This window comes from Nocardioides sp. zg-1228 (assembly GCF_017086465.1).
Classification (GTDB): domain Bacteria; phylum Actinomycetota; class Actinomycetes; order Propionibacteriales; family Nocardioidaceae; genus Nocardioides.
The window spans coordinates 1,385,707-1,411,315 of the sequence record NZ_CP070961.1 but is presented as its reverse complement, the minus strand read 5'-3'; the positions used below and the strand labels follow the sequence as shown (position 1 = coordinate 1,411,315).

Here is a 25,609-nt window from a genome sequence, read left to right as displayed (position 1 = left end):
TTCAGTTCGCCGACTCGGCGGACCGGTGCTCCGGAGTCGCTGGCTGCTCCGGTCGCGACCGGCCCAGCGACAGGCTGGCGAGCAGGCCCAGGATCAAGAACATGGCCGCGGCGGCCGCGGAGATGCGGGTCGCGTCGGTGAACGCCTCGCGCGCGTCCTGCGCCGCCGACGCGGTGGCCGGGTTCTTGCCCAGCTCCGGGATCGCGGCGCCGGCGCTGCCCTTGACCGCCTCGACGATGCGGGTGCGTTCCTGGTCGGGCACGTCCTGGTCGGCGAGGTGCGCGTCGAGCCGGGCGCCCAGCACGGTGAAGAGGATGGTGCCCAGGATCGCGATGCCGAATGCCGACCCCACCTGCCTGGCGGTGCTCTGCGTGCCGGATCCCTGGCCGCTGAGCTCGACCGGGACGTCGACCAGCACGACGCCGGTGAGCTGGGCCGTGGCGAAGCCGACGCCGACGCCGTAGACGAACAGCAGCGGAGCCGTGACCCACCACGGCGAGTCGGTGCGCAGCAGCAGCGCGATGCCCGCGATGCCCGTGATCTCCAGCGAGATGCCGAGGCGCACGATGAAGACCGGCGAGTGGTTGCGTCCGATCACCGTCGTCATCCCGCTCGCCGCGAAGCTGCCGACGGCGAGCGCGAGGAGCACGAGTCCGGTCTGGAACGCCGTGTAGCCCAGCACGTTCTGGAACCACAGCGGCAGCGCGAACAGCAGCCCGAACTCGCCCAGGCTGACGATCAACGCGGCGATGTTGCCGTTGCGGAACGAGGTGATGCCGAACAGCGACAGGTCGAGCATCGCGACCCGTCCGGCCGCGTTGCGCCGCCGCTGGACCGCGACGAACATCCCCAGCAGGGCGAGGCCGATGACGAACGAGAGGGGGATCGGCGAGACCTCCCACGGCCAGCGGCGGCCGAAGAGGGTCAGCGTCTCGTCGGTGCGCAGCCAGCCGTAGGTGCGCCCCTCGATGAGGGCGAACACCACCGCGCCGAAGCCGAGCGTGGCGAGGAGCGCACCGACCCAGTCCAGGCCCTTCTTCGTGCTGGGCTCGCGCGACTCGCTGACCAGGAGGTAGAGGCCGGTGATGACGACGATCGTGAACGGCACGTTGAGCCCGAACGCCCACCGCCAGGAGAAGTCGGTGGTGAGCCACCCGCCCAGGAGCGGGCCGAGGGCGGCCGTGCCGCCGATCGTCGCGCCCCACACGCCGAACGCGATCCCGCGCTCACGGCCACGGAAGGTGGCGTTGAGCAGCGACAGGGAGGTGGGCAGCATCATCGCGCCACCGAGGCCCTGCAGCGCGCGGGCGCCGATCAGCCAGGCGCCGCTCTCGGCGGTGGCGGCCAGGATGCTCGAGAGCCCGAAGACCAGCGCGCCGATGGCGAACAGGCGTCGTCGTCCCCACTGGTCGGACAGGCGGCCGAAGACGAGCAGCAGTGCCGCGAAGACCAGCGTGTAGACCTCCTGCACCCACTGCGCCTGCGTGGAGGTGATGCCGAGGTCGTCGATGATGGACGGCACGGCGACGTTGACGATCGTCGAGTCGACGATGATCAGCGAGACGCCGAGGCTGATGACGACCAGTCCGTACCACCGCCGCCGGTCGGGCGGAGCAGCGGCGACGTCGGGCTGTGCGGTCGGGTCGGTGGCCATGCCATCCACGGTAAGCCGCCCGCCCGCGCGTGGCGGCGGCGCGCCGCGCGCCACCGCGATCGGCGCGGCACCCCCCGAAAGAACGAGAGGCCGGGCCCTCGGGCCCGGCCTCTCGTGTCCATCTCCTCCTGGTGGAGCTGAGGGGACTCGAACCCCTGACCCTCTGCATGCCATGCAGATGCGCTACCAGCTGCGCCACAGCCCCAACAGCCGAGAACACTAGCCGACGCCCGACGGCAGGTGAAATCCGGGGGGTCCTGCTCAGGTCAGCCAGCGCCAGAGGAACCAGATCCCGAGCACCGTCGCCACCACACCGGCGACCACCGGCACCAGCATCAGCGCCACGGCGCCGACGACGTACGCCGTGCTCGGGGGCTCGCGCAGCGGCTGGCGCTCGATCTCGCGCATCAGCAGGCGCACGTTCTTGCGGTTGGCCCGGTGGGCGACGTCGAGCAGGTCGCCGACCCCCGGGACGAGGCCCAGCAGCGCGTCGACGAGGAGGTTGAGGCCCATCCACGCCAGCACCGGCATCGGCACCCGGGCACGGATGGCGTCGCGGACGATGATCCCCGACAGGGCGCTGCCGACGGCGTCGCCGATGCCCGGCACGAGCCCGACGAGGGCGTCGAGACCGACGCCGATGCGCGTCCCGGGCACCGTCACCGCGTCGTCCATCACCCGCGCCAGCTGGCGGCTCAGGGTGACGTCGACCTCGCGGGCCCGCTCGCTCACGCCACGACCCGGTTCCACGCCGTGAGCCGCCAGCGCACGGCGCCACCGGTCCACGCGGAGGCCGAGTGGGTGAGCTCGACCCACCCGCAGTTGGCCAGCACGCCCAGACCGTCCCCGGCGTCGTCGCCCCAGCCGAGGAAGGCAGGGACCGCGGTGCGCAGGGCGGCCCCGTGCGAGACGACGATGCCGGTCTCGCCCTCCCCCAGCCCGTCGGCGTACGACGTCAGCGCCGGCAGGAGCCGCGCCACCACGTCGGCGCGGGTCTCCCGGCCCGGGATCGCCGCGATGTCGCCGGCCAGCAGGGCGGCGTGCTCGTCGGGGTGGGCGCCGGCGTACTGCTCGTCGGTGAGCCCGACGCGGTTGCGCCCGACGTCGTACTCGCGCAGCCGCGGGTCCAGCACGGGCTCCAGCCCGGCCTCCGCGGCCACGACGGCCGCCGTCGCGGCCGCCCGGGCCAGGTCGGAGGACCACACCGCGACGGGCCGCAGCGCGGCCAGGACGGGTGCGACCGCCTTGGCCTGCGCCTCACCGACCTCGTCGAGGGGGACGTCGGCGTGGCCCTGCGCGCGCCCGGTGTCGTTCCACTCCGTGCGGCCGTGGCGGAGCAGGACGAGGCGTCTCACGTCAAGGTCAGCGGGATGAGCGGGCAGTCGCTCCACAGGCGCTCGAGGGCGTAGAAGGTGCGCTCCTCCTCGTGCTGCACGTGCACGACGATCTCGCCGTAGTCGAGCAGCACCCACCGCCCCTCCTTGTGGCCCTCGCGCCGGATCGGCTTGGCGCCCACCTCGCGGAGCTTGTCCTCCACCTCGTCGACGATGGCGCCGACCGCGCGCTCGTTGCTGGCGCTGGCCAGCACGAAGGCGTCGGTGATCGCGAGCTGGTCGCTGACGTCGAACGCCAGGACCTGGTCGGCCTTCTTGTCGTGGGCGGCCTGGGCCGCGACGGCGACGAGGTCGAGGGCGTGGTCGGTGGCAGTCATGCCGTGTCCTTGCTGCTGGAGGTGCTGCGGGGAGTGCTGCGGGGAGTGCTGCGGGGAGTGCTGCTGGGAGTGCTGCTGGTGACGCGGGCGGCCCCGGGGCCGGAGCGGCCGGGAGCCGACGCGCCGTCGGTGTAGAGGCCGTGCTTGGCGATGTACTGCACCACACCGTCCGGCACGAGGTACCACACGGGCTCGCCGCGACGCTTGCGCTCGCGGCAGTCGGTCGAGGAGATCGCCAACGCCGGGATCTCGACCATGGTCACCCGGTCGGCCGGGATCTTGGCCAGCGCGCTGGGGTCCATCTCGTAGCCGGGCCGGGTGCAGCCCACGAAGTTGGCGAGCGCGAAGAGCTCGTCGGCGTCGCGCCAGGTGAAGATGTCGGCGAGCGCGTCGGCACCGGTGATGAAGAACAGCTCGGCGTCGGGCATCTCCGCCTTGAGGTCGCGCAGCGTGTCGATCGTGTAGGTCTTGCCCGCGCGGTCGATGTCGACGCGGGAGACGTTGAAGCGCGGGTTGGCGGCCGTGGCCACCACGGTCATCAGGTAGCGGTGCTCGGCGCCCGCGACCTCCCGGTCGCTCTTCTGCCACGGGTCGCCGGTGGGCACGAAGACGACCTCGTCGAGGTCGAACCAGGCCTGCACCTCGGACGCCGCGACCAGGTGGCCGTGGTGGATGGGGTCGAAGGTGCCACCCATCACCCCGACGCGACGCTGCCCCACCGGACCGGCCACGGGCTCAGCTGTGCTCGCGACCGCCACCGAAGGAGACCACGGCGAACAGCAGGACGAGCAGCAGGCCCAGGGCGATGGCCCCCACGGCGTAGGGGTGGATCGCGGGCGAGTGCTCGCCGGTCTCGGCGGCAAGCGGGATGACGGTGCTCAGCATGGACTCACCCTACCGGCATCACCGGACGTGGCCCTCGCCGACCACGACGTACTTGCTCGACGTCATCTCCGGGAGCCCCATCGGGCCGCGTGCGTGGAGCTTCTGGGTGGAGATGCCGATCTCGGCCCCGAAGCCGAACTCACCGCCGTCGGTGAACCGGGTGGACGCGTTGACGATCACCGCGGCGGAGTCGACGGCGGCGACGAAGCGGCGGATCGTGGCCTGGTCGCGCGCGACGATCGCCTCGGTGTGGCCCGAGGACCAGCGGCGGATGTGCGCGATCGCGCCCTCGACGTCGGTGACGACGGCTGCGGAGATCTCCGGGCCCAGGAACTCGGCGGCGTGGTCCTCGTCGGTCACCGGGACCACGTCGTCGTACTCCGCGAACGAGCGGTCGCCGTGGATCAGCACCCCGGCGTCCTGCAACGCCTCGACGACGGTCGGCAGGAACTCGTCGGCGACGTCCTCGTGCACGAGGAGCGACTCGGCCGCGTTGCACACGCTCGTGCGGTGGGTCTTGGAGTTGAGCACGATCGCGAGCGCCTGCTCGAGGTCGGCCGAGGCGTCGACGTAGACGTGGCAGTTGCCCACCCCCGTCTCGATGACGGGCACGGTCGACTCCTCGACGACGCTGCGGATCAGCCCGGCACCGCCGCGCGGGATGAGCACGTCGACGAGGCCGCGCGCCCGCATCAACGCCTTGACGCTGTCGTGCGACTCCCCCGGCACGAGCTGCACGGCGTCCTCCGGCAGGCCGCTGCCGGCCAGCGCACCGCGCATCGCGGCGACGATGGCGCCGTTGCTCGACCGGGCGCTCGACGAGCCCCGCAGCAGCACCGCGTTGCCGGCCTTGAGGCAGATCCCGGCCGCGTCGGCCGTGACGTTGGGACGCGCCTCGTAGATCATCCCGACGACCCCGAACGGCACCCGCACCTGACGCAGCTCCAGGCCGTTGGCGAGCGTGCTGCCGCGCAGCACCTCGCCGACGGGGTCGGGCAGCGCGGCCACGTCGCGCAGGCCCTGCGCCATCGCCTCGAGGCGGGAGTCGTCGAGCCGGAGCCGGTCGACGATGTGGGCGGGCGTGCCGGCCGCGTCGGCCCGGGCGACGTCCTCGGCGTTGGCGGCCAGGATCTCCGGGCTGGACGACACGAGGGCGTCGGCCATCGCCCGCAGCGCGGCATCCTTGGTCGCCCGTGTCGCCGTGGCCAGGTCGTGGCTCGCGGTCCGGGCGCGCTGGGCCGCCTGCCTGACGTCGTCCTCGCTGCTCATGCGCACGAGGGTAGGCCGAGCCGGCCGGCCCGCGGGCGGCGTCTCGCATCACGACGGCGGGGTCGTGGCCCGGACGCGCAGCGACCCGGCAGGAGTCCTGCCGGGTCGCTGTGCACGGTCGGGCGTGCGGGTCGCTCAGCCCTTGCGCTCGGCGATCTTCTCGGTGGCGGCGGGCAGCACCGTGTGGAGGTCTCCGACGACACCGAAGTCGACGAGCTCGAAGATCGGGGCCTCCGGGTCCTTGTTGACCGCGACGATGGTCTTCGAGGTCTGCATGCCGGCGCGGTGCTGGATCGCACCGGAGATGCCGTTGGCCACGTAGAGCTGCGGCGAGACGGTCTTGCCGGTCTGGCCGACCTGGAACGCGTGCGGCATCCAGCCCGAGTCGACCGCGGCACGCGAGGCGCCCACCGCGGCACCGAGCGAGTCGGCGAAGCCCTCGATCGGGTCGAAGTTGCCGCCGGTGCCACGACCGCCCGAGACCACGATCGCGGCCTCGGTCAGCTCGGGACGACCGGTGGACTGGCGCGGCTGGGTGGCCACGACCTGCGCACCCTTGGCGGCGTCGGACACGGTCGCGGCGAACGCCTCGACCACACCCGCGCCCTCGGCCTCCTCCGGAGCAGCGGAGTTGGGCTTGACCGTGATGATCGGCGTACCGGTGGTGACCTTCGCCTGGACGGTGAAGTTGCCGGCGAACACGCTCTGCGTCGTGACGCCGCCCTCCTGCACGTCGACGGCGTCGGTGATCAGCCCGGAGCCGATCTTGATCGCCAGCCGCGCGGCGACCTCCTTGTTCTCGAACGTCGAGGGCAGCAGGATCGCGGCCGGGTTGCTCTTCTCGACCAGCTGCTGCAGCGCCTCGGCCTTGGGCGCGACGAGGAAGCCCTTGATCGGGGCGTCGTCGATCACGTAGACCTTCGCGGCCCCGTACTTCTTGACCTTCTCGGCCACCGCGTCGCCCTGCTCGGGCGAGCCGAAGAACACCGCGGACGGCTCGCCGAGGCGGCGCGCGATGGTGAGCAGCTCGTAGGTCGGCTTCTTGACCTCGCCGGCGGCGTGGTCGATGACAACAAGAACCTCAGACATGTGGTGTCTCTCTCCAGTCTCGGCAGCCGGCTCAGATGAACTTCTTGGACGCGAGGAAGTCGACCAGCGCGCCGGCGCCCGAGCCGTCCTCGTCGGTGACGATCTCACCGGCGGTGCGCGGCGGACGCGCGGTGGTGTCCTCGACCCGGCTGTAGGCCACCGACAGCCCGACCTGGTCGGCATCGAGCCCGAGGTCCGACAGCGACCACGTCTCCAGCGGCTTCTTCTTCGCCGCCATGATGCCCTTGAACGACGGGTAGCGGGCCTCGCCCGACTGGTCGGTCACGCTGAGCACGATCGGCAGCGTCGCGCCGATGACCTCGGTCGAGCCCTCGTTGTCACGCTTGATCCGCACCTGGTCGCCCTGCGACTCCACCACCGAGGCCAGTGTCACCTGCGGCAGGCCCAGGCGCTCGGCCAGCATCGCCGGCACCACGGACCCCGCGGCGTCGGTCGAGGCCATCCCGCAGATCACCAGGTCGGCACCGGTGTCGGCCTTGACCTTCTCGATCGCCTTGGCCAGCACCAGCGAGGTGCCGAGGTAGTCGGAGCCCGCGATCGCGTCGTCGACCACGTGGACACCGGCGTCGGCGCCCATCTGCAGCGCCTTGCGCACCGCGTCCACGGCCTTCTCCGGCCCCACGGTCAGCGCGGTCACGGTGATCTCCTCACCCTCGCGCTTCTCGCGGAACTGCAGCGCCTGCTCCACGGCGTACTCGTCCAGCTCGGACAACAGCCCGTCGACGCCGACGCGGTCGACCGTGAAGTCGTCCTCGAACTTGCGGTCGGCCGTCGCGTCCGGCACGTACTTCACACAGACAACAATGTTCATGGTGGTGTGGCCTCGCGGCCCCTCCTGTGCACTCGGATGTGTGGGTGAGGCTACCGGCCGGTCATGACCGATCGGAATGGTCGTGCGGGTGCGGTGGCTCACAGTGGCGCACAGTGGCGCACAGTGGCGCCGACGGCGTCAGGGTCGGACGATGCGCTCGAGGATCCGCCCGGCGACCAGCCAGGCCACCGCGCCGAGGCCCCAGTTGAGCAGCGCGTTCTTGACCTCCGCGCCCCGCCCGCGGAAGTCCTTGATCCCGTCGTGGCGGGAGAACACCCCGAGGTCGGCGAGGTCGGCGGCGCGGAGCACGACGTCGACGAGGGCGTTGGACCTGTTGGCCTCGAGGGCGATCAGCAGCGCCCCGACCGCCAGCAGCAGTGCCGCGAGCGCGCACGCCAGCCAGATGAGCTGGGCGAGCGTCGCCCGGATCTTGGTGACCACAGCGCAGTGCCTCCCCGTGTCTTCCCGTGTCTTGCCGGCGTCGTTCAGCGGCCCACGAACGTGGCCTTGCCGGGCCCGTTCTCGACGAACGACGTCATGCCGCGGGTGCGGTCCTCGGTGGCGAAGATGCCGGCGAACTGCTGGCGCTCGATCTCCAGCCCCGTCTCGAGGTCGACCTCGCTCCCCCGGTCGATGCACTCCTTGGCGGCGCGGATCGCCAGCGCGGCGGCCCCGCGGAACTGCGCGGCGTAGGCCACCGACTCCTCCAGCACCTTCGCGGCCGGGACCACCCGGTCGACCAGGCCGATGCGGAGCGCCTCGTCGGCCTTGACGAAGCGGCCGGTGAAGACGATGTCCTTCGCCTTGGCCGTCCCGACCAGGCGGGCGAGCCGCTGCGTGCCGCCCGCGCCGGGGATGATGCCGAGCAGCACCTCGGGCTGGCCGAACACGGCGTCCTCGGCCGCGAAGCGCAGGTCTGCGGCCAGGGTGAGCTCGCAGCCGCCGCCCAGGGCGTAGCCGTTGACGGCGGCGATGACGGGCTTCGGGATCCGGGCGATGGCCGTCGTGGCCGAGCTCACCGACGCGGAGAGCTTGACCATCTCGGCGTGGGTCATGCCCGCCATCTCCTTGACGTCGTTGCCGGCCGCGAAGACCCGCTCGCCGCCCCACAGCACCACGGCCCGTACGTCGTCGCGCTCGGTCACCTCGGCGGCGGCCTCGCGCAGGTCGGCCTGCACCTGGCTGCTGATCGCGTTCATCTTCGGACGGTCCAGCCGCAGCACCGCGACCCCGTCGGTCACGTCGATCGAGACGAACTCCATGGTGGCTCCCTGGTCGAGTGGTTGGCGCGGCCCGTGCGTGGCGCATTGTGCCGTGCCGCGGCGATGGCACCACAATGGCCCGCGTGACGCCACCCCCGGAGACGACGCCCGTGTGGAACCACGACGGCGAGACCCGGTCGGTGTGGCCGGGTCGCAACCACCCGCTGGGGGCGACGTGGTCCGCCGAGTCGACCAACTTCGCCGTCTACGCCCCGGAGGCGACGGCGATGTGGGTGTGCCTGTTCGACGAGGACGGCTCCGAGACCCGCCACCGGCTCACCGAGCACTCGCTGGGCGTGTGGCACGGCGCCCTGCCCGACGTGGCGCCGGGCACCCGCTACGGCTACCGGGCCGACGGTCCGTGGAACCCCGACGCCGGGCTGAGGTTCAACCCCGCCAAGCTGCTGCTCGACCCCTACGCCAGGGCCGTCTCGGGCGACCTGGTCGTGGACGACGCCATCTTCGGCTACGTCAAGGGCGAGCCGGCGAGGCGCAGCGACCTCGACTCGGCGCCCTACGTCCCGCGCAGCGTCGTGGTCCACGACGACTTCGACTGGGGCGAGGACCGGTCGCCGGACCGGCGGTGGCGCGACACGGTCATCTACGAGCTGCACGTCAAGGGCATGACCGAGCTGCACGACCGCGTGCCCGAGCACCTGCGCGGCACCTATGCCGGCCTCGCCGCCCCCGCGGTGACCGACTACCTCAAGGACCTCGGCGTGACCGCGGTCGAGCTGCTGCCGGTCCACCAGTTCTTCTCCGAGCCCGCCCTCTCCGCGCGTGGGCTGGTCAACTACTGGGGCTACAACTCGCTGTGCTTCTTCGCCCCGCACAACGCGTACTCCTCCTCGGGCGACCGCGGCGAGCAGGTCGCCGAGTTCAAGCAGATGGTCAAGGACCTCCATGCCGCCGGGCTCGAGGTCATCCTCGACGTGGTCTACAACCACACCGCCGAGGCGGGTCCGTCGGGGCCGACGCTGAGCTTCCGGGGCCTCGACGACCGCGGCTACTACCAGCACGTCGTGCCGCGCGAGCCCGCGACGGGCAAGGCGCCGGAGCCGGTGCGCTACTGGGACGTGACCGGGTGCGGCAACACCGTCGACGCCACCCGCACCCAGAGCCTGCGGCTGATCCTCGACTCGCTCCGCTACTGGGTCGACGAGATGCACGTCGACGGGTTCCGGTTCGACCTGATGAGCGCGCTGTCACGCACCGACCAGGCGGTCGACATGGGCTCGCACCTGCTCACGGCGATCGGCCAGGACCCCGTGCTGCGGCACGTGAAGCTGATCGCGGAGCCGTGGGACGCCTCCATGGAGGGCTACCGGGTCGGACAGTTCCCCCCGCCGTGGATCGAGTGGAACGACCAGTTCCGCGACACCGTGCGCGACTTCTGGCGCGGCCACTCCGGCGGCGTACGCACGGTCGCGACGCGGCTGGCCGGATCGAGCGACCTCTACGCAGACGACGGCCGCTCCCCCTACGCGTCGGTCAACTTCATCACCGCCCACGACGGCTTCACGCTGCGCGACCTGGTGTCCTACGACGTCAAGCACAACGAGGCCAACGGGGAGGACAACCGCGACGGCAGCGACAACAACCGGTCGTGGAACTGCGGCGTCGAGGGCGAGACCGACGACCCCACCATCCTCGCGCTGCGCCGCCGCCAGGCGGCCAACCTGATGGCCACGCTCTGCTTCTCCAGTGGCGTGCCGATGCTCACCGCCGGCGACGAGCGCGGGCGCACCCAGCACGGCAACAACAACGCCTACGGCCAGGACAACGAGACGTCGTGGATCGACTGGCGCCCCGACGACGCGTGGCTCGACGTCTACGAGATCACCAAGGCCGCGCTGCGACTGCGCCGGGAGCACCCGGTGCTGCGCCAGCGGCACTGGTTCGCGGGCCGCCCCACCATCAAGGGCGGGATGAAGGACCTCGTCTGGGTGCACCCGAGCGGACGCGAGATGACCGTCGCGGACTGGAACGACGACTCCATCCGGACCATCGGGATGTTCCTCAACGGCGCCCCGCTCCGCTCCCCCGGCCCACGCGGGGAGCAGGTGCGGGACCGCTCGTTCATGATCTGGCTCAACGCCGGGGTCGACGACGTCGAGCTGGTCCTGCCCGCCAACACGTGGGTCCACCACGGCGAGGTGGTGCTGTCGACCAACCCCGACGTGGCGGTCGGCACGCCGGTCGTGGCGGGCGGGACGCTCGGGCTCCAGGCCCGCTCGGTGCTGGTGCTGCGCGAGACCTGAGACCCCGGCCAGGTACGGCTAGGCGGGTGCGCCCACCCACTCCATCGGGTCGCCGGCGTCGAGGTCGGCGATCCCCAGCTTCTCCAACGCGCCGAGCACGACGAGGCGTCGTACGGCCGCGAAGGTCAGCACGTGCGCGACCATCCCGCCGTAGGTGAAGACCCGCGGCGTCTCGCAGGTGACGTCGACGAAGGTGTCGTCGAGACGCCCCTCCTCGACGGTCGTGCGCACCTGGCTGAGGAACGCCGGGCCCTCCTCGGCGAGCTCGCGCCGCAGGGCGCTGGGCGACTTGCCCCGCTCCTGGGCCCAGTCGTAGGAGCGCTGGTCGACGGCGGCGTTCCACTGGGCCAGCTGGCCGACCAGGCGGCCGAGCACCGACCGGACGGTCATGTCGTCGTCGATGGTGCCGATGGGCACCTCGATCGGGGCGTCGAGCTGTTCGTCGGTCAGGCGCGAGGCCCGCTCGATCATCTCGCCGGTCAGCCAGATGTGGTGCTCGATCATGCGTGTCACCAGGTCCATCGGTGTCACCTTTCGTGAGGTCGGCAGCCGCAGGCTGCCGGGCGGGTGGAAGTGCACTCCGCTCGCGCCCTCGATCTGGGTGCGGGTGGGGTGCAGACGCCAGCGGCTCGGCGGGGTGCCGTACTCCCGCGCGAACGCCCGGGTGAACGCCTCGTGGGAGCCGAAGCCGGCCTCGAACGCGATGTCGACCACCTGGTGGTCGCTGGTGATCAGGCGGTGGGCCGCGCGCTCGAGCAGCAGCCGGCGACGCATCCGCTCCGGTGCCTCCCCACCGGCCGCCGACACCACCCGGGTGAGGTGGAACCGGGACAGGTGGAGCCGGCGGGCCCGCGCCTCGCCACCGAGGTCGAGGGTCTCGGCCAGGGCGTCGAGGAAGGCCGCGAAGGTGTCGGCCGCTGTCGTCATGACCACCACCTTCGTCCGTGGCGGGACGGGGCGCTTGATCGCACGTGCGCAGTCTGCACCCGTCAGGCCGGCGCGGTCTCCGTCGCTGCCTTGGCGGCGCCGATGACCTCGGTCAGCCGGTCGCGCAGATCCACCAGATCGGCCAGGTCCATCCCGAGCCGGCACAGGATGGTGCCGGGCACCTCGAGCGCCTGCGCCCGCAGGCCGCGGCCCTTCTCGGTCAGCGCCACCGCGAGGCTGCGCTCGTCCGCCGGGTTGCGGTCGCGGCGGACCAGCTCGGCCGCCTCCAGCCGCTTGAGCAGCCGCGACAGCGTGCCCGGGTCGAGCTCGAGGCGGCGGCTGAGCTCGGTCACCGACAGCGGCTCCTCGCCCCACAGCGCCAGCATCACGAGGTACTGCGGGTGGGTCAGCCCCATCGGCTCCAGCACGGGCCGGTAGACCGAGATCACCGTGCGGGACGCCACCGCGAGCGCGAAGCAGACCTGCTGCTCGAGGGCGAGAGGATCCTCGATTGGGCGCGGCGTGGACACCTTGTTAGCCTAGCAATCGTTGTCGCAACAACCGATTCGTCGAGAGAGGCACCTCAGATGGCTGGCAGCGTCCCCGCGCGACGTACCGAGAAGGGCCGCGGCCACCTCCTCGACCTCGACGCGCCGCGCCGGGTGGTCGCCGATCCCGAGAAGGACGCCCGCGACCTCGCCCGCGTGCAGCGATGGGTGATGTCCACCCTCGCCGTCAGCACGATCCTGCACCTCGTCGTCGGCCTCGTCGCCGCGGCCGTGATGCTCGACGACGTCCCCGACTCCTCCAAGATCGGGCTCACCATCATCGCGGGCATCTTCGGCGCCTTCGCGGTCGCGGCCGGCCTGGCGATCCACGGCCGGCGCATCGTGTCGCCGTGGCTGCTGCTGGGGCTGGTCCCCACCGGCGTCGGGCTCTGGCTGACCTTCGCCTGACCGTCGACGCGGCCCTACAGACCCAGCACCCGGGCGGCGACCAGGTAGGCCGCGCGCACCCCGTCGGGGTCGTGGGGGCCGGCGTGGCCCTCGACGCCCGCCGCGCGCGAGCGCACGGCCGCGCCCGGGTCGGACGCCACCAGGTCGGCGGCGAGCGCCGTGACAGCGATCGTGCGGTCGTGCTCGTCGAGGTGGTCGAGCGCGAGGCTGTCGTGCAACCGCCCGGCCGCCTCCGCCATCAGCTCCCGGGCGAGCTCCCCGTCGACCTCGGGCCGGGCAGCGGCCGCCGAGTCGGCCGCAGCGAGGAAGGGTGCCAGGAGGTCCGGGGGCGGCGGCGCGGCCATGGGGCCATGGGGCCATCGTCGTCGCGACGCCCGGCGGTGGCAACGGGGTTTCGCCCGCCCCGCGCGCGACGCTCAGGCGGGCTCGGCCACCAGGCCCAGCTCGGCCACCGAGGCCAGCGACGGGTTGCGCGGCACCACGCGGACGGTGTAGCCGAACGGTCCGGAGACCGCCAACGGCACCGAGGCGTCGAAGCGGTGGCGGTTGCCGTCGTAGGACTCCCCCACCTGCATCGGCGTGACCGTGGTCGCGGTCAGCACGTCGTCGGCGCCGGTGCGGCCGTGCACGACCTGGACCTCGACGTCGTCCGGGGAGAGCGAGCCGAGCGCCACGTAGGCGCGCACGCCGAGCGTGGCACCCACCACCGCCTGGTCGCCGACGCCCTCGGAGTCGACGTGCTCGACACGGACGCCGGGCCACGCGGCGCGCACCTCGGCCTTCCAGTGCGACAGCGTGCGGGCGCCGGTGTAGTCGGAGTTGAGGGTGCGCGCGGTGCGCGCGGCCGGGGCGTAGAGCTCACGGACGTAGTCGCGCACCTGGCGGGTGGCGAGCACCTTGGGGCCGAGCGACTTGAGCGTGTGGCGCACCATCTCCAGCCACCGCGGGGGCACGCCCTCGTCGTTGGTCTCGTAGAAGCGCGGGACGACCTCGATCTCGATGAGGTCGTAGAGCGCGGCGGCCTCGAGGTCGTCGCGCCGGTCGGGGTCGACGATCCCGTCGGCTGACGGGATCGCCCAGCCGCTGTCGCCGTCGTACCACTCGTCCCACCAGCCGTCGAGGATCGAGAGGTTGAGGCCGCCGTTGAGCGCGGCCTTCATGCCGGAGGTGCCGCAGGCCTCGTAGGGCCGCAGCGGGTTGTTGAGCCACACGTCGCAACCGGGGTAGAGCGGCTGCGCCATCGCGATGTCGTAGTTGGGCAGGAACGCGATGCGGTGGCGGACCTCGGGGTCGTCGGCGAAGCGCACCATCTCCTGGATCAGCCGCTTGCCGGTCTCGTCGGCCGGGTGGGCCTTGCCGGCGATGACGAGCTGGACGGGACGCTCGGGGTCGAGCAGCAGCCTCTTCAGGCGCGCGGGGTCGCGCAGCATGAGCGTGAGCCGCTTGTAGGTCGGCACGCGCCGCGCGAAGCCGATCGTCAGCACGTCGGGGTCGAGTGCGGTGTCGATCCACGTCGTCTCGGCGGGGGCGAAGCCCCGCTTGGCCGCCGAGCGACGCATCCGGTCGCGGGCGTCGTCGACGAAGCGCGTGCGCAGGCGGCGCTTGAGGTCCCAGATCTCGCTGTCGGCGACCTGGTCGACCAGCGGCCACAGGGCGTCGGTGTCGTCGCCGTCGACGTCGGCGCCGCGACTGGCGGCGAGCTCGACGACCTCACGTGCGATCCACGTCGGTCCGTGGACGCCGTTGGTGATGGAGGTGATCGGCACCTCCGCCTCGTCGAACGCCGGCCAGAGGCCGTTGAACATGCCGCGCGAGACGTGCCCGTGCAGCTCGGAGACGCCGTTGGCGCGCTGGGCGAGGCGGAAGCCCATCACCGCCATGTTGAACACGTTGGCGTCGCCGCCCTCGTAGTCCTCGGCGCCCAGCGCCAGCACGCGCTCGACCGGCACGCCCGGCGTCGGGGAGTTGCCCCCGAAGTACTGCGAGACGAGCTCGCGCGGGAAGCGGTCGATGCCGGCGGGCACCGGCGTGTGGGTGGTGAACACGGTGCCGGCACGGGAGACCTCGAGCGCGGTGTCGAAGTCGAGGTGCGGTCCGTCGTCGGCGACGGTGAGCTCGCGGATGCGCTCGATGCCGAGGAACCCGGCGTGCCCCTCGTTGGTGTGGAAGACCTCCGGGACCGGGGCGCCGGTGATGCGCGACCACGCCCGGAGCGCACGGACGCCGCCGACGCCCAGCAGCAGCTCCTGGCGCAGCCGGTGCTCGGAGGTGCCGCCGTAGAGCCGGTCGGTGACGTCGCGGTAGTGGGCGCTGTTGTCCTCGATGTCGGTGTCGAGCAGGAGCAGCGGCACCCGCCCGACCTGCGCGACCAGGATCCGGGCGATGAGGTCGGGGCCGTCGGGCAGCGCGATCGACACCGTGGCGCGGGTGCCGTCTGCCTCCCGCAGCTGCGAGAGCGGGAGCTCGTCGGGGTCGAGCACCGGATAGCTCTCCTGCTGCCAGCCGTCGCGGTCGAGGGACTGCTCGAAGTAGCCGTGGCGGTAGAACAGCCCGACACCGATCAGCGGGATGCCGAGGTCGGAGGAGGCCTTCAGGTGGTCGCCGGCGAGGATGCCGAGGCCGCCGGAGTACTGCGGCAGCACCGAGGTGATGCCGAACTCGGGCGAGAAGTACGCGATCGCGCGCGGGGCGTCGGCGCCCGCCTTGCGGGCGTACCACCGGTCCTCGGAGAGGTAGCGCTCCAGGTCGGCGTGGGCGGCGTCGAGGCGCGCGCGGAAGTCGGCGTCGCCGGCCAGCTCGTCGAGCCGCTCGCGACCGACGGCGCCGAGGAAGCGCACCGGGTCGCCGGACACCTCGCGCCACAGCGCCGGGTCGATCGAGGAGAACACGTCCTGGGTGGGCGGGTGCCACGACCAGCGCAGGTTTCCGGCCAGGACGGACAGCGCCGTCAGCGGCTCGGGCAGGACGGGACGGACAGTGATTCGTCTGAACGCTCGCACCGGCATGACGCTAGGGCATTTGTTGGAACGCTCAAAGGGCGCCCCCGCTTCGCCGGACCGCGTCGCCACGACACCGTCGGTCGCGTGCGTCACACGCACGCCCCGGCCGGCCACCAGCGAGCCGTCCCAAGGGGTGGCCTCGACCCCGGTCGGCTTGCGTGCGCGGGGTCGGGTTCGCAAGTGTGGGGCCATGGTTGGACGGATACCCGTGATGGATGTCTCGCCCGTGGTCGACCTCGGTCGGCAGTCGGCCAAGGCGACGGTCGGCGAGCCGATGCCCGTACGCGCGTCGGTGTTCCGCGAGGGGCACGACCAGCTGTCCGCCGAGGTGGTCGCCATCGATCCGTCGGGCCGTTCGCGCCCCCCGGTCCGGATGACCCCCGAAGGCGCGGAGCCCAACCGCTACGTGGCGCACATCACCCCGGACGTCGAGGGCGAGTGGACCTTCGAGATCCACTCCTGGTCCGACCCGATCGCGACCTGGCAGCACGACGCCGGTCTCAAGATCCCTGCCGGCGTCGACGTCGAGCTCATGTTCACCGAGGCCCGGTTGCTGCTCGAGCGCGTCTCCAGCGCCACCGGGGCCGACGCGCTCGACGAGCACGCGGCAGCGGTGGTGGCCGGCGCCCACGCGGCCGCGAGCGACACCGAGCGGCCCGTGGCGGCTCGGCTGGCCGCCCTCCAGGACCCCGAGCTCGACGCCGTGCTGCTCGCCCACCCGGTGCGCGAGCTGCTGACCGTCACCGGCCCGTTCCGCTTCCGCGCCGACCGCACCCGCGCCCTCTACGGCAGCTGGTACGAGTTCTTCCCCCGCTCGGAGGGCGCGACCCGCGACGAGAGGACCGGCAAGGTCACCACCGGCACCCTCCGCACGGCCGCCGAGCGGCTCGACCGGGTCGCCGAGATGGGCTTCGACGTCATCTACCTCCCCCCGATCCACCCGATCGGCGAGGTCAACCGCAAGGGACCCAACAACAGCCTCGACCCCGGCCCCGACGACCCCGGCTCGCCGTGGGCGATCGGCAGCCGGCACGGCGGTCACGACGCCATCCACCCCGACCTCGGGACGTTCGAGGACTTCGACGCGTTCGTGGCCCGCGCGCGCGAGCTCGGCCTGGAGGTCGCCCTCGACCTGGCGCTGCAGGCGGCGCCCGACCACCCGTGGGTGACCACGCACCCGGAGTTCTTCACCACCCGGGCCGACGGCACGATCGCCTTCGCCGAGAACCCGCCGAAGAAGTACCAGGACATCTACCCGGTCAACTTCGACAACGACCCCGCCGGCATCTGCCGCGAGGTGCTGCGCATCGTCAAGCTGTGGATGGCGCACGGGGTGCGGGTCTTCCGCGTCGACAACCCCCACACCAAGCCGCTCGCCTTCTGGGAGTGGCTGCTGGCCGAGGTCCGGCGCACCGACCCCGACGTGGTCTTCCTGTCCGAGGCGTTCACCAAGCCGGCGATGATGCACGGCCTCGGCGCGGTGGGCTTCCACCAGAGCTACACCTACTTCACCTGGCGCACGGCCCGGCGCGAGATCGAGGACTACCTCCTCGAGCTCTCGCACCGGTCCGACCACCTGATGCGGCCCAACTTCTGGGTCAACACCCCCGACATCCTCCACGCCTACCTGCAGTACGGCGGCCCGGCGGCGTTCAAGGTGCGCGCCGCGCTCGCGGCCACCGGCTCGCCGAGCTGGGGCGTCTACGCCGGCTACGAGCTCTTCGAGCACGTGGCCGTCAAGCCCGGCTCGGAGGAGTACCTCGACTCGGAGAAGTACCAGATCCGCATCCGCGACTGGGAGCGGCACGACGCCGAGGGGACGACCCTGGCGCCCTACCTGACCCGGCTCAACGAGATCCGTCGACAGCACCCCGCGCTCCAGCTGCTGCGCAACGTGACGATCCATTCCAGCGACGACGAGCAGGTGCTGGTGTTCTCCAAGTCGCACACCCTCCCCGACGGGCAGCGAGACATCGTCATCAGCGTCATCAACCTCGACCCGCACGGCACCCGCGAGACGATGGTCCACCTCGACATGCCCGCGCTCGGCATGGACTGGCACGACTCCTTCATCGCCCACGACGAGATCACCGGCGCCGACTGGAGCTGGACCGCGCACAACTACGTACGCCTCGACCCCGGTTACGAACCCGCCCACGTCATCTCCATCAGGAGGACCCCTTGACCGACCACCCCACGTCCGCCGCGATGCCGACGGACGCCACCCGTGCGACCGCCGTGCTCAACGCGGAGCCCGAGTGGTTCCGCACGGCGGTGTTCTACGAGGTGCTGGTGCGGTCCTTCCACGACTCCAACGGGGACGGGACGGGCGACTTCAAGGGGCTGATCGAGAAGCTCGACTACCTCGAGTGGCTGGGCGTCGACTGCCTGTGGGTGCCGCCGTTCTTCACCTCGCCCCTGCGCGACGGCGGCTACGACGTGGCCGACTACAACAACATCCTCCCCGAGTGCGGCACGGTCGAGGACTTCCACGAGTTCATCGACGCCTGCCACCAGCGCGGCATCCGGGTGATCATCGACTTCGTCATGAACCACACGAGTGACGCCCACCCGTGGTTCCAGGCCAGCCGCAGCGACCCCGAGGGCCCCTACGGCGACTTCTACGTGTGGTCCGACACCGACGAGCTCTACCAGGACGCCCGCGTCATCTTCGTCGACACCGAGCCGTCCAACTGGACGTGGGACCCGGTGCGCCAGCAGTACTTCTGGCACCGCTTCTTCCACCACCAGCCCGACCTCAACTTCGACAACCCCAAGGTCCACGACGCGATGCTGGACGCGATGGCGTTCTGGCTCGACATGGGCCTCGACGGCTTCCGCCTCGACGCGGTGCCCTACCTCTACGAGCGCCCCGGCACCAACGGCGAGAACCTCCCCGAGACCCACGAGTTCCTCAAGAAGTGCCGCCGCTTCGTCGACGAGAACTATCCCGGCCGCGTGCTGCTGTGCGAGGCCAACCAGTGGCCGGCCGACGTGGTGGAGTACTTCGGCCCCGAGCGCACCGAGGACGGCCGCTGGGTCGGCACCGAGTGCCACATGGCGTTCCACTTCCCCGTCATGCCGCGCATCTTCATGGCGGTGCGGCGCGAGTCGCGCTTCCCGATCTCGGAGATCCTCGAGCAGACGCCCCAGATCCCCGAGGGCTGCCAGTGGGGCATCTTCCTGCGCAACCACGACGAGCTCACGCTCGAGATGGTCACCGACGAGGACCGCGACTACATGTGGTCGGAGTACGCCCACGACCCGCGGATGAAGGCCAACATCGGCATCCGCCGTCGGCTCGCGCCGCTGCTCGACAACGACGTGAACCGGATGGAGCTGTTCACCGCGCTGCTGCTCTCGCTGCCCGGCTCCCCCGTGCTCTACTACGGCGACGAGATCGGGATGGGCGACAACATCTGGCTCGGCGACCGCGACGGCGTCCGCACCCCGATGCAGTGGACGCCCGACCGCAACGCGGGCTTCTCCGCGGCGACGCCGGGCAAGCTGCACCTGCCGGCCATCCAGGACCCGGTCTACGGCTACCAGTCGGTCAACGTCGAGGCGCAGCTGGAGAACACGTCCTCGCTGCTGCACTGGACCCGGCGGCTCGTGCACGCGCGGCGGCGGCACCCCGCGTTCGGCCTCGGCGACTTCGTCGACCTCGGCGGCTCCAACCCGAGCGTGCTGTCCTACATCCGCGAGCACGACGGACCCGACGGGCGCGACGTGATCCTCTGCGTCAACAACCTGTCGCGCTTCCCGCAGCCGGTCGAGCTCGACCTGCGGCAGTGGGAGGGCATGATCCCGGTCGAGCTGCTCGGCGGCGTGCCGTTCCCGGCGATCGGCGAGCTGCCCTACCTGCTGACGCTGGGCGGCTACGGCTTCCTCTGGCTGAGGCTGACCGATCCGAGCACCACGAGGGTGGAGCCATGAGCAGGACAGAGATCAGGAGCTGGATCGACGGCGCGCGCTGGTTCGGCGGCAAGGGGCGCGACTGGGAGCTGGGCGACGTACGCCGCGTGGGCGTCCTGCCCGGGGCGCCCGACGGCCTGCGCGTGACCGTCGAGCTCGCCGAGGTGGCGTTCGACGACGGGTCGAGCGAGCTCTACCAGCTGCCGCTGGCGTTCTACACCGAGCCGCAGGAGCGCATCGCGCACGCCCTCATCGGCGAGTGGGACGACGAGGAGGCGGGACACGCCTTCGTCTACGACGCACTCCACGACCGGCAGGCGATGGCCCTGTGGCTGGCCGGGTTCGCCCGCCACGGAGTCGCCCCGGCACCGCCGTCCGACGCGCGCGGCGACCTGATGTTCCACCGGCTCCCGGGCCACGAGCTCGACCTCGAGGCGCACTCCACGCTCTTCTCCGGAGAGCAGTCCAACTCCTCGGTCGCCTTCGGCGAGGACGCGCTGATGAAGGTCTTCCGCAAGGTGACCCCGGGCGTCAACCCCGACATCGCGATCCACCAGGTGCTGACCGAGGCCGGCTCGACCCACGTCGCCGCGCTCTACGGGTGGCTCGACCTGGTCGACGAGGAGACCAACACCACCATCCAGCTCGCGATGCTCCAGCAGTTCCTCCGCACCGCCAGCGACGGGTGGGACCTCGCGCTGGCCAGTGTGCGCAACCTCTTCGCCGAGGCCGACCTGCACGCCGACGAGGTCGGCGGCGACTTCGCGGGCGAGGCCGCCCGGCTCGGCGTGGCGCTCGCCGAGGTGCACGCCGACCTGGCCGCGCACTTCCCCGTCGAGCGGCGCGACGCCACGGCCATCGACGAGCTCGCCAGGGCGATGGAGGAGCGGCTGGTCGCGGCCCTCGACGTGGTGCCCGACCTCGCCCCCCACGAGGCCGGGCTGCGTGAGCGGTTCGCCCGCCTGCGCGAGCTCGACGCCGTCGAGGTGCAGCAGGTCCACGGCGACCTGCACCTGGGGCAGACGCTGCGGACGGTCAAGGGCTGGAAGATCGTCGACTTCGAGGGCGAGCCGGCCAAGCCGCTCGCCGAGCGTCTCCGGCCCGACTCGGTGTGGCGCGACGTCGCCGGCATGGTCCGCTCGTTCGACTACGCGCCGCGCGTCGTGGCCCTCTCGAGCACCGGCGCCGAGGCGCCCGGCGAGGCCGAGCAGCGTGCCTACCGGGCCTCGGAGTGGGCCGCGCGCAACCGTGCGGCGTTCCTGGACGCCTACACCGCCCAGCTGGGCGAGGACTCCCAGGACGCCAACGGGGTACTGCTCGACGCCTACCTCGCCGACAAGGTCGTCTACGAGGCGGTCTACGAAGCCCGCAACCGTCCGGGATGGATCTCCATCCCCCTGGCAGCGTTGGAGGAGACGTCATGACCCAGCCCCCCCGCACCCCCCGCACCCCCCGCTCGGGGTCCCCGAGCCAGGCGCCCGCGGCCCCCGCCGCTCCCCCCGTCACTCCCCCGGCCTCGCCGGTCTCCCCTCCCGCCTCCCCTCCCGTCGAGGCCCCTCCCGTGTCCCCGCCTGCTCCCCCCGTCTCCGCCCCCGGGACCCCGGCCGGCGACCCGCACGCCCCGGGCGAGCTCGACCTGCACCTGATCGGCGAGGGCCGCCACGAGCTGCTGTGGACCGTGCTCGGCGCGCAGGCCGGCGCCGACGGCACGTCGTTCCGCGTCTGGGCCCCCAACGCGCTCGAGGTCCAGGTGGCCGGCGACTGGGCCGGCTGGGACGGTGCCGCGCACCCGATGACCCGGCTCGACGGCTCGGGCGTCTGGCACGCCCACGTCGAGGCCGCCGGCGTCGGCTCGCACTACAAGTACCGCATCCGTGGCGCCGACGGGCAGTGGGTCGACCGTGCCGACCCGCTCGCCCAGTACGCCGAGAAGCCGCCGCGCTCGGCCTCGGTCGTGTGGAGGTCCCAGCACGAGTGGAACGACGACGCGTGGCTGGAGAGGCGCCGCACCGCCCAGCCCGTCGACGAGGCGATGTCCACCTACGAGGTGCACCTCGCGTCGTGGCGCAAGCACTACTCCGGCGAGCTCTACTCGTGGGACGAGATCGCCGACGCGCTCGTGCCCTACGTCTCCGACCTCGGCTTCACCCACGTCGAGTTCATGCCCGTGATGCAGCACCCGTTCGGCGGCTCCTGGGGCTACCACGTCACCTCCTACTTCGCCCCCGACTCGCGCTTCGGCGACCCCGACGGCCTCAAGCGGCTCATCGACCGGCTGCACCAGGCCGGCATCGGCGTGATCCTCGACTGGGTGCCCGGCCACTTCGCCACCGACGAGTGGGCGCTGGCCCGCTTCGACGGCACCCCGCTCTACGAGGACCCCAACCCGCAGCGCGGGTGGCACAAGGAGTGGGGCTCCCACATCTTCAACTTCGGGCGCAACGAGGTGCGCAACTTCCTCTACGCCAACGCGGTCTACTGGCTCGAGGAGTACCACGCCGACGGTCTGCGCGTGGACGGCGTCGCCTCGATGCTCTACCTCGACTACGCCCGCGAGCACGGCGAGTGGTCGCCCAACAAGCACGGCGGACGCGAGAACCTCGAGGCCGTGCAGTTCCTCCAGGAGATGAACGCCACCGTCTACAAGCGGGTGCCCGGCATCGTCACCATCGCCGAGGAGTCGACCGCGTGGCCCGGGGTCACCGGACCCACCAGCGAGGGCGGCCTCGGGTTCGGCTTCAAGTGGAACATGGGCTGGATGCACGACTCGCTCAACTACGTCGCCAAGGACCCGCTCTACCGCAGCCACCACCACGGCCAGCTGACCTTCTCCCTGGTCTACGCCTACGCCGAGAACTACGTGCTGCCCATCAGCCACGACGAGGTCGTGCACGGCAAGGGCTCCCTGCTGCGCAAGATGCCGGGCGACCGGTGGCAGCAGCTGGCCAACCTGCGCGCCTACCTCGCCTACATGTGGGCGCACCCCGGCAAGCAGCTGCTCTTCATGGGCTGCGAGTTCGGCCAGGAGTCGGAGTGGGCGGAGAGCCGGGAGCTCGACTGGTGGCTCCTCGAGCACCCCGAGCACGCCGGCGTCCACGCGCTCGTACGCGACATGAACCACGCCTACACCGAGACCGCCGCGCTGTGGGGCCGGGACAACGACCCGTCCGGGTTCCAGTGGATCGACGCCAACGACGCGGGGCGCAACACCTTCTCGTTCGTGCGCCGCTCCCCCGGCGAGCCCGACTTGGTGTGCGTGGCCAACTTCGCCGGCACCCCCCACGAGGGCTACCGCCTCGGCATGCCGTCGGCCGGCACGTGGACCGAGATCCTCAACACGGACGCCGACGCCTACCACGGCTCCGGCGTGGGCAACCTCGGCTCGGTGACGGCGGTCGCGGGCGACCACCACGGGCAGCCGGCGTACGCCGACATCGTCGTACCCCCGCTCGCCACCGTCTGGTTCCGCAAGGCCGACTGACCCCCGCGCTCGCCGCTGGTTCATCAAGGTATGTCGTCGAACCCGCACTTCCCACGGTCAGCTCACCGTGGGAGGTGCGGGTTCGTCTGCATCCCTTGATGAACCAGCAGACGGCGACACGGAGAGGTGCGCGGACCACGAGCCGTCCCCAGCCCTCCTTCGCGGGTGGTTGTCCACAGTGAGGTGGACCGCCACTGCCGGCGTGGGCATTGCGCGGTCGAGGGTGCTGTCATGGATGACCCGCTTCGTGCCGTCTCCCGGGAGAGCGGCTTCTTCACGCGTGCCCACGCCCGTGAGGCCGGGTACGACGATCGCGCGGTGGCGCGCGAGCACCGGTCGGGCAGGTGGCTGCGGATCCGGCGCGGCTACTACGTCTTCCCCGACGTGTGGCACGCCGCCAGTGCCGAGGAACGACACCTCGTGCGCTGTCGTGCGGTCCTCGACTCGTTGGGCGACGTCGTCGCCCTGAGCCACGTCTCGGCGTGCCTCGCGTGGGGGATCGACGTCTGGGGCGTGCCGCTGGACCGCGTCCACGTCACCCGGCTCGACGGTGGCCCCGGGCGCGTGGAGGGCGATGTGGTCCACCACGAGGGCTTCGTGGCCGACGACGAGGTGACCGAGGCTGGTGGCGTCCGCGTGCTGACGGCGCCGAGATGCGTCCTCGAGGCGGGTTCCGCGGCGACCGCGGAGGCGGCGCTCGTGCTGCTCAACTCAGCGCTGCACCGAGGAGAGTGCACGATCGCCGACATCGGCAACCAGTTCGACCTCATGGCTCGGTGGCCGCGCATGCGCCATCTCCACGTGCCGGTGCGCATGGCGACCGACCAGGCGGAGTCGGTAGGCGAGTCCCGCGGGCTGTGGCTCTTCTGGGTCGAGCACCTGCCCGCGCCCGTCCTGCAGCACGAGGTGTACGCCGGCGCACGGCTCGTGGGGCGTACGGACTGGGCATGGCCGCGCCACCACGGCCTGGGTGAGTTCGACGGCAGGGTGAAGTACGGCCGGCTCCTCCGGCCGGACCAGGAGCCCGGCGAGGTGGTCTTCCGCGAGAAGCGACGTGAGGACGAGCTCAGGGAGGTCACCGGCGCCTGGATGGTCCGGCTCGTCTGGGCCGACCTCGACCAGCCTGCTCCCACGGCCGCACGCCTGCGCCGGCTGATGTCTGCGGCCAGCTGACGTCGTGCGCCCCGCTCGCGGGCCGCATGAGCGGTGACGGTTCATCAAGGTATGCAGCCGAACCAGCACTTCCCGCGCTCAACTCGCCGAGGGAAGTGCGGGCTGGGCTGCATACCTTGATGAACCAGCAGGGGGCCGCCCCCACCCCGCTCTGGCTAGGGTGGTCCGGTGCCTGCCCCCCAGCCGACGCTGACTGACGGGACCGTCACGCTTCGACCGTGGCGCGACGACGACATCGAGCCCGCCGCGGCGGGACACGACGACGACATCGACTTCTGGTTCGGCAACGCCGAGCGCCCCACGGTCGAGGCGCAGCGCGAGATCGTGCGCGGGTGGCGCGAGCGCGCCGCGAGCGGCGACTTCGCCAGCTTCGTCATCGAGGAGGCGACGACCGGCGGACCGGCGGGGGTGGTCGAGGTGCGCCGGATCGCCGAGCGGGGCGTCGAGCTCTCCTGGTGGTTGTACGCCGGCCGGCGCGGTCGCGGGCTGGCGACGCGTGCCGTGCGCGTGGTCACCGACTGGGCGCTGACCGGCGCCGACCAGGGCGGCTGGGGCGCGACCCGCGTCCAGGCCCGGGTCGAGCCGGGCAACCGGGCGAGCATGCGCGTGGCCACCCGGGCCGGCCTGCGCCAGGAGGGTGTCCAGCGGGTCGAGCCCGGGTCGGGCGACCGCCCGGAGACCACCGAGTACGTCGTGCTGGCGCGGCTGGCCGGCGACCCGCCGCTGTCGGACCCCGAGAGCTTCCGCTCGCTGCTCAACTCCTTCCTGCCCCGCAAGCGGGCCATCTCCCAGATGCTGCTGCGCGACCCCGACGGCCGCGTGCTGCTGTGCCAGCTCACCTACAAGCGCGACTGGGACCTCCCCGGCGGCGTCGTCGAGGTCGGCGAGTCCCCGCGGCTCGCGGTGCAGCGCGAGGTGGAGGAGGAGCTCGGCCTCGAGGTGGAGCCCGGCGCCCTCGTGCTCACCGACTGGTTGCCGCCGTGGGGCGGCTGGGACGACGCGCTGTGCCTGGTCTACGACGGCGGCACCCACGCCCCGGAGGTGCTGGAGGACGTGGTGATGCAGGAGCGCGAGATCCGCGACGTGCGCTTCTGCACGCTCGAGGAGGTCGACGAGCTGGCCGCGGACTTCACCGCCAGGCGGGTGCGCGCGGCCGTTGAGGGGACACTGCCGTATACGGAGTCCGGCCGCTGAG

The 25,609-nt window shown here is 71.9% G+C and carries 23 protein-coding genes and 1 tRNA gene; 8 read left to right on the top strand and 16 right to left on the bottom strand.

Annotated features, from left to right (window positions below; all coding sequences use genetic code 11):
* Position 1: 1 nt before the first annotated feature.
* The 12 genes from JX575_RS06825 to JX575_RS06770 all read right to left on the bottom strand — a co-directional run bounded on the left by JX575_RS06825 (position 2) and on the right by JX575_RS06770 (position 8,702).
* Positions 2-1,654: an MFS transporter gene (locus JX575_RS06825; RefSeq protein ID WP_186341690.1), complete on the bottom strand. Its 1,653-nt coding sequence runs from the start codon at positions 1,652-1,654 to the stop codon at positions 2-4.
* A gap of 129 nt (positions 1,655-1,783) precedes the next feature.
* Positions 1,784-1,859 (bottom strand) — tRNA-Ala (locus JX575_RS06820).
* Positions 1,860-1,915: 56 nt separating this feature from the next.
* Positions 1,916-2,386 carry a DUF4112 domain-containing protein gene (locus JX575_RS06815; protein ID WP_206054543.1) on the bottom strand — a complete coding sequence of 157 codons (471 nt, stop codon included), beginning with the start codon at positions 2,384-2,386 and terminating at the stop codon, positions 1,916-1,918.
* Complete coding sequence (locus JX575_RS06810; protein WP_186341689.1) at positions 2,383-3,009, bottom strand: histidine phosphatase family protein; 627 nt, start codon at positions 3,007-3,009, stop codon at positions 2,383-2,385. The genes JX575_RS06815 and JX575_RS06810 overlap by 4 nt, the downstream gene beginning before the upstream one ends.
* Complete coding sequence (gene rsfS, locus JX575_RS06805) at positions 3,006-3,365, bottom strand: ribosome silencing factor (RefSeq protein WP_186341688.1); 360 nt, start codon at positions 3,363-3,365, stop codon at positions 3,006-3,008. Before rsfS ends, JX575_RS06810 begins: the two co-directional genes overlap by 4 nt.
* Entirely contained in the window at positions 3,362-4,084 is a 723-nt protein-coding gene (nadD, locus tag JX575_RS06800; RefSeq protein ID WP_277395321.1) for a nicotinate-nucleotide adenylyltransferase, read from the bottom strand. Before nadD ends, rsfS begins: the two co-directional genes overlap by 4 nt.
* A 16-nt stretch (positions 4,085-4,100) precedes the next feature.
* Entirely contained in the window at positions 4,101-4,250 is a 150-nt protein-coding gene (locus JX575_RS06795; RefSeq protein WP_206054541.1) for a hypothetical protein, read from the bottom strand.
* Positions 4,251-4,268: 18 nt separating this feature from the next.
* The gene (locus JX575_RS06790) at positions 4,269-5,519 is read right to left on the bottom strand and encodes a glutamate-5-semialdehyde dehydrogenase (protein ID WP_186341686.1); all 1,251 of its coding nucleotides are present in this window, start codon (positions 5,517-5,519) and stop codon (positions 4,269-4,271) included.
* A gap of 135 nt (positions 5,520-5,654) precedes the next feature.
* Positions 5,655-6,608, bottom strand: a complete 954-nt coding sequence (locus tag JX575_RS06785; protein WP_186341685.1) for an electron transfer flavoprotein subunit alpha/FixB family protein — start codon at positions 6,606-6,608, stop codon at positions 5,655-5,657.
* 31 nt (positions 6,609-6,639) lie between these two features.
* Positions 6,640-7,440 carry an electron transfer flavoprotein subunit beta/FixA family protein gene (locus JX575_RS06780; RefSeq protein ID WP_186341684.1) on the bottom strand — a complete coding sequence of 267 codons (801 nt, stop codon included), beginning with the start codon at positions 7,438-7,440 and terminating at the stop codon, positions 6,640-6,642.
* A gap of 138 nt (positions 7,441-7,578) precedes the next feature.
* The gene (locus tag JX575_RS06775) at positions 7,579-7,881 is read right to left on the bottom strand and encodes a hypothetical protein (RefSeq protein ID WP_186341683.1); all 303 of its coding nucleotides are present in this window, start codon (positions 7,879-7,881) and stop codon (positions 7,579-7,581) included.
* Positions 7,882-7,925: 44 nt separating this feature from the next.
* Complete coding sequence (locus JX575_RS06770) at positions 7,926-8,702, bottom strand: enoyl-CoA hydratase-related protein (protein ID WP_186341682.1); 777 nt, start codon at positions 8,700-8,702, stop codon at positions 7,926-7,928.
* An 83-nt stretch (positions 8,703-8,785) separates the two neighbouring features.
* On the opposite strand from JX575_RS06770, the gene glgX reads away from it, so the two are divergent.
* On the top strand, positions 8,786-10,963 hold the full coding sequence (gene glgX / locus JX575_RS06765) for a glycogen debranching protein GlgX (RefSeq protein WP_241005369.1): 2,178 nt from the start codon (positions 8,786-8,788) through the stop codon (positions 10,961-10,963).
* An 18-nt stretch (positions 10,964-10,981) separates the two neighbouring features.
* Here the strand turns inward: glgX and JX575_RS06760 are convergent, their stop codons facing one another.
* Together JX575_RS06760 and JX575_RS06755 are read right to left on the bottom strand one after the other, a co-directional pair.
* Positions 10,982-11,890 (bottom strand): AraC family transcriptional regulator, encoded by a 909-nt coding sequence (locus JX575_RS06760; protein ID WP_186341680.1) that lies wholly within the window; start codon positions 11,888-11,890, stop codon positions 10,982-10,984.
* Between the two features lie 62 nt (positions 11,891-11,952).
* Positions 11,953-12,420 carry a MarR family transcriptional regulator gene (locus tag JX575_RS06755; RefSeq protein WP_241005368.1) on the bottom strand — a complete coding sequence of 156 codons (468 nt, stop codon included), beginning with the start codon at positions 12,418-12,420 and terminating at the stop codon, positions 11,953-11,955.
* A 57-nt stretch (positions 12,421-12,477) separates the two neighbouring features.
* Here JX575_RS06755 and JX575_RS06750 point away from each other — a divergent pair, with 57 nt between their 5' ends.
* Complete coding sequence (locus JX575_RS06750) at positions 12,478-12,846, top strand: hypothetical protein (RefSeq protein ID WP_186341679.1); 369 nt, start codon at positions 12,478-12,480, stop codon at positions 12,844-12,846.
* 14 nt (positions 12,847-12,860) lie between these two features.
* On the opposite strand, the gene JX575_RS06745 is transcribed toward JX575_RS06750, so the two are convergent.
* On the bottom strand, positions 12,861-13,190 hold the full coding sequence (locus JX575_RS06745; RefSeq protein WP_186341678.1) for a hypothetical protein: 330 nt from the start codon (positions 13,188-13,190) through the stop codon (positions 12,861-12,863).
* A 72-nt stretch (positions 13,191-13,262) separates the two neighbouring features.
* Entirely contained in the window at positions 13,263-15,845 is a 2,583-nt protein-coding gene (gene glgP, locus JX575_RS06740; RefSeq protein ID WP_186341677.1) for an alpha-glucan family phosphorylase, read from the bottom strand.
* A 190-nt stretch (positions 15,846-16,035) separates the two neighbouring features.
* Here glgP and JX575_RS06735 point away from each other — a divergent pair, with 190 nt between their 5' ends.
* The 6 genes from JX575_RS06735 (at position 16,036) to JX575_RS06710 (ending at position 25,608) form a co-directional block, all read left to right on the top strand.
* Entirely contained in the window at positions 16,036-18,030 is a 1,995-nt protein-coding gene (locus JX575_RS06735) for an alpha-1,4-glucan--maltose-1-phosphate maltosyltransferase (RefSeq protein ID WP_186341676.1), read from the top strand.
* A gap of 23 nt (positions 18,031-18,053) precedes the next feature.
* Positions 18,054-19,781: a maltose alpha-D-glucosyltransferase gene (gene treS, locus JX575_RS06730; RefSeq protein WP_186341820.1), complete on the top strand. Its 1,728-nt coding sequence runs from the start codon at positions 18,054-18,056 to the stop codon at positions 19,779-19,781.
* Positions 19,778-21,184 (top strand): hypothetical protein, encoded by a 1,407-nt coding sequence (locus tag JX575_RS06725; protein ID WP_186341675.1) that lies wholly within the window; start codon positions 19,778-19,780, stop codon positions 21,182-21,184. Before treS ends, JX575_RS06725 begins: the two co-directional genes overlap by 4 nt.
* Positions 21,185-21,321: 137 nt before the next feature.
* Positions 21,322-23,241, top strand: coding sequence for a 1,4-alpha-glucan branching protein GlgB (gene glgB, locus JX575_RS06720; protein WP_241005366.1), 1,920 nt, complete (start codon positions 21,322-21,324; stop codon positions 23,239-23,241).
* A gap of 231 nt (positions 23,242-23,472) precedes the next feature.
* A complete protein-coding gene (locus JX575_RS06715; RefSeq protein WP_186341673.1) occupies positions 23,473-24,414 on the top strand; it encodes a type IV toxin-antitoxin system AbiEi family antitoxin domain-containing protein in 942 nt (313 codons plus the stop codon).
* Between the two features lie 168 nt (positions 24,415-24,582).
* Positions 24,583-25,608, top strand: a complete 1,026-nt coding sequence (locus tag JX575_RS06710) for a GNAT family N-acetyltransferase (protein ID WP_186341672.1) — start codon at positions 24,583-24,585, stop codon at positions 25,606-25,608.
* The last annotated feature ends 1 nt before the right edge of the window (position 25,609 follow it).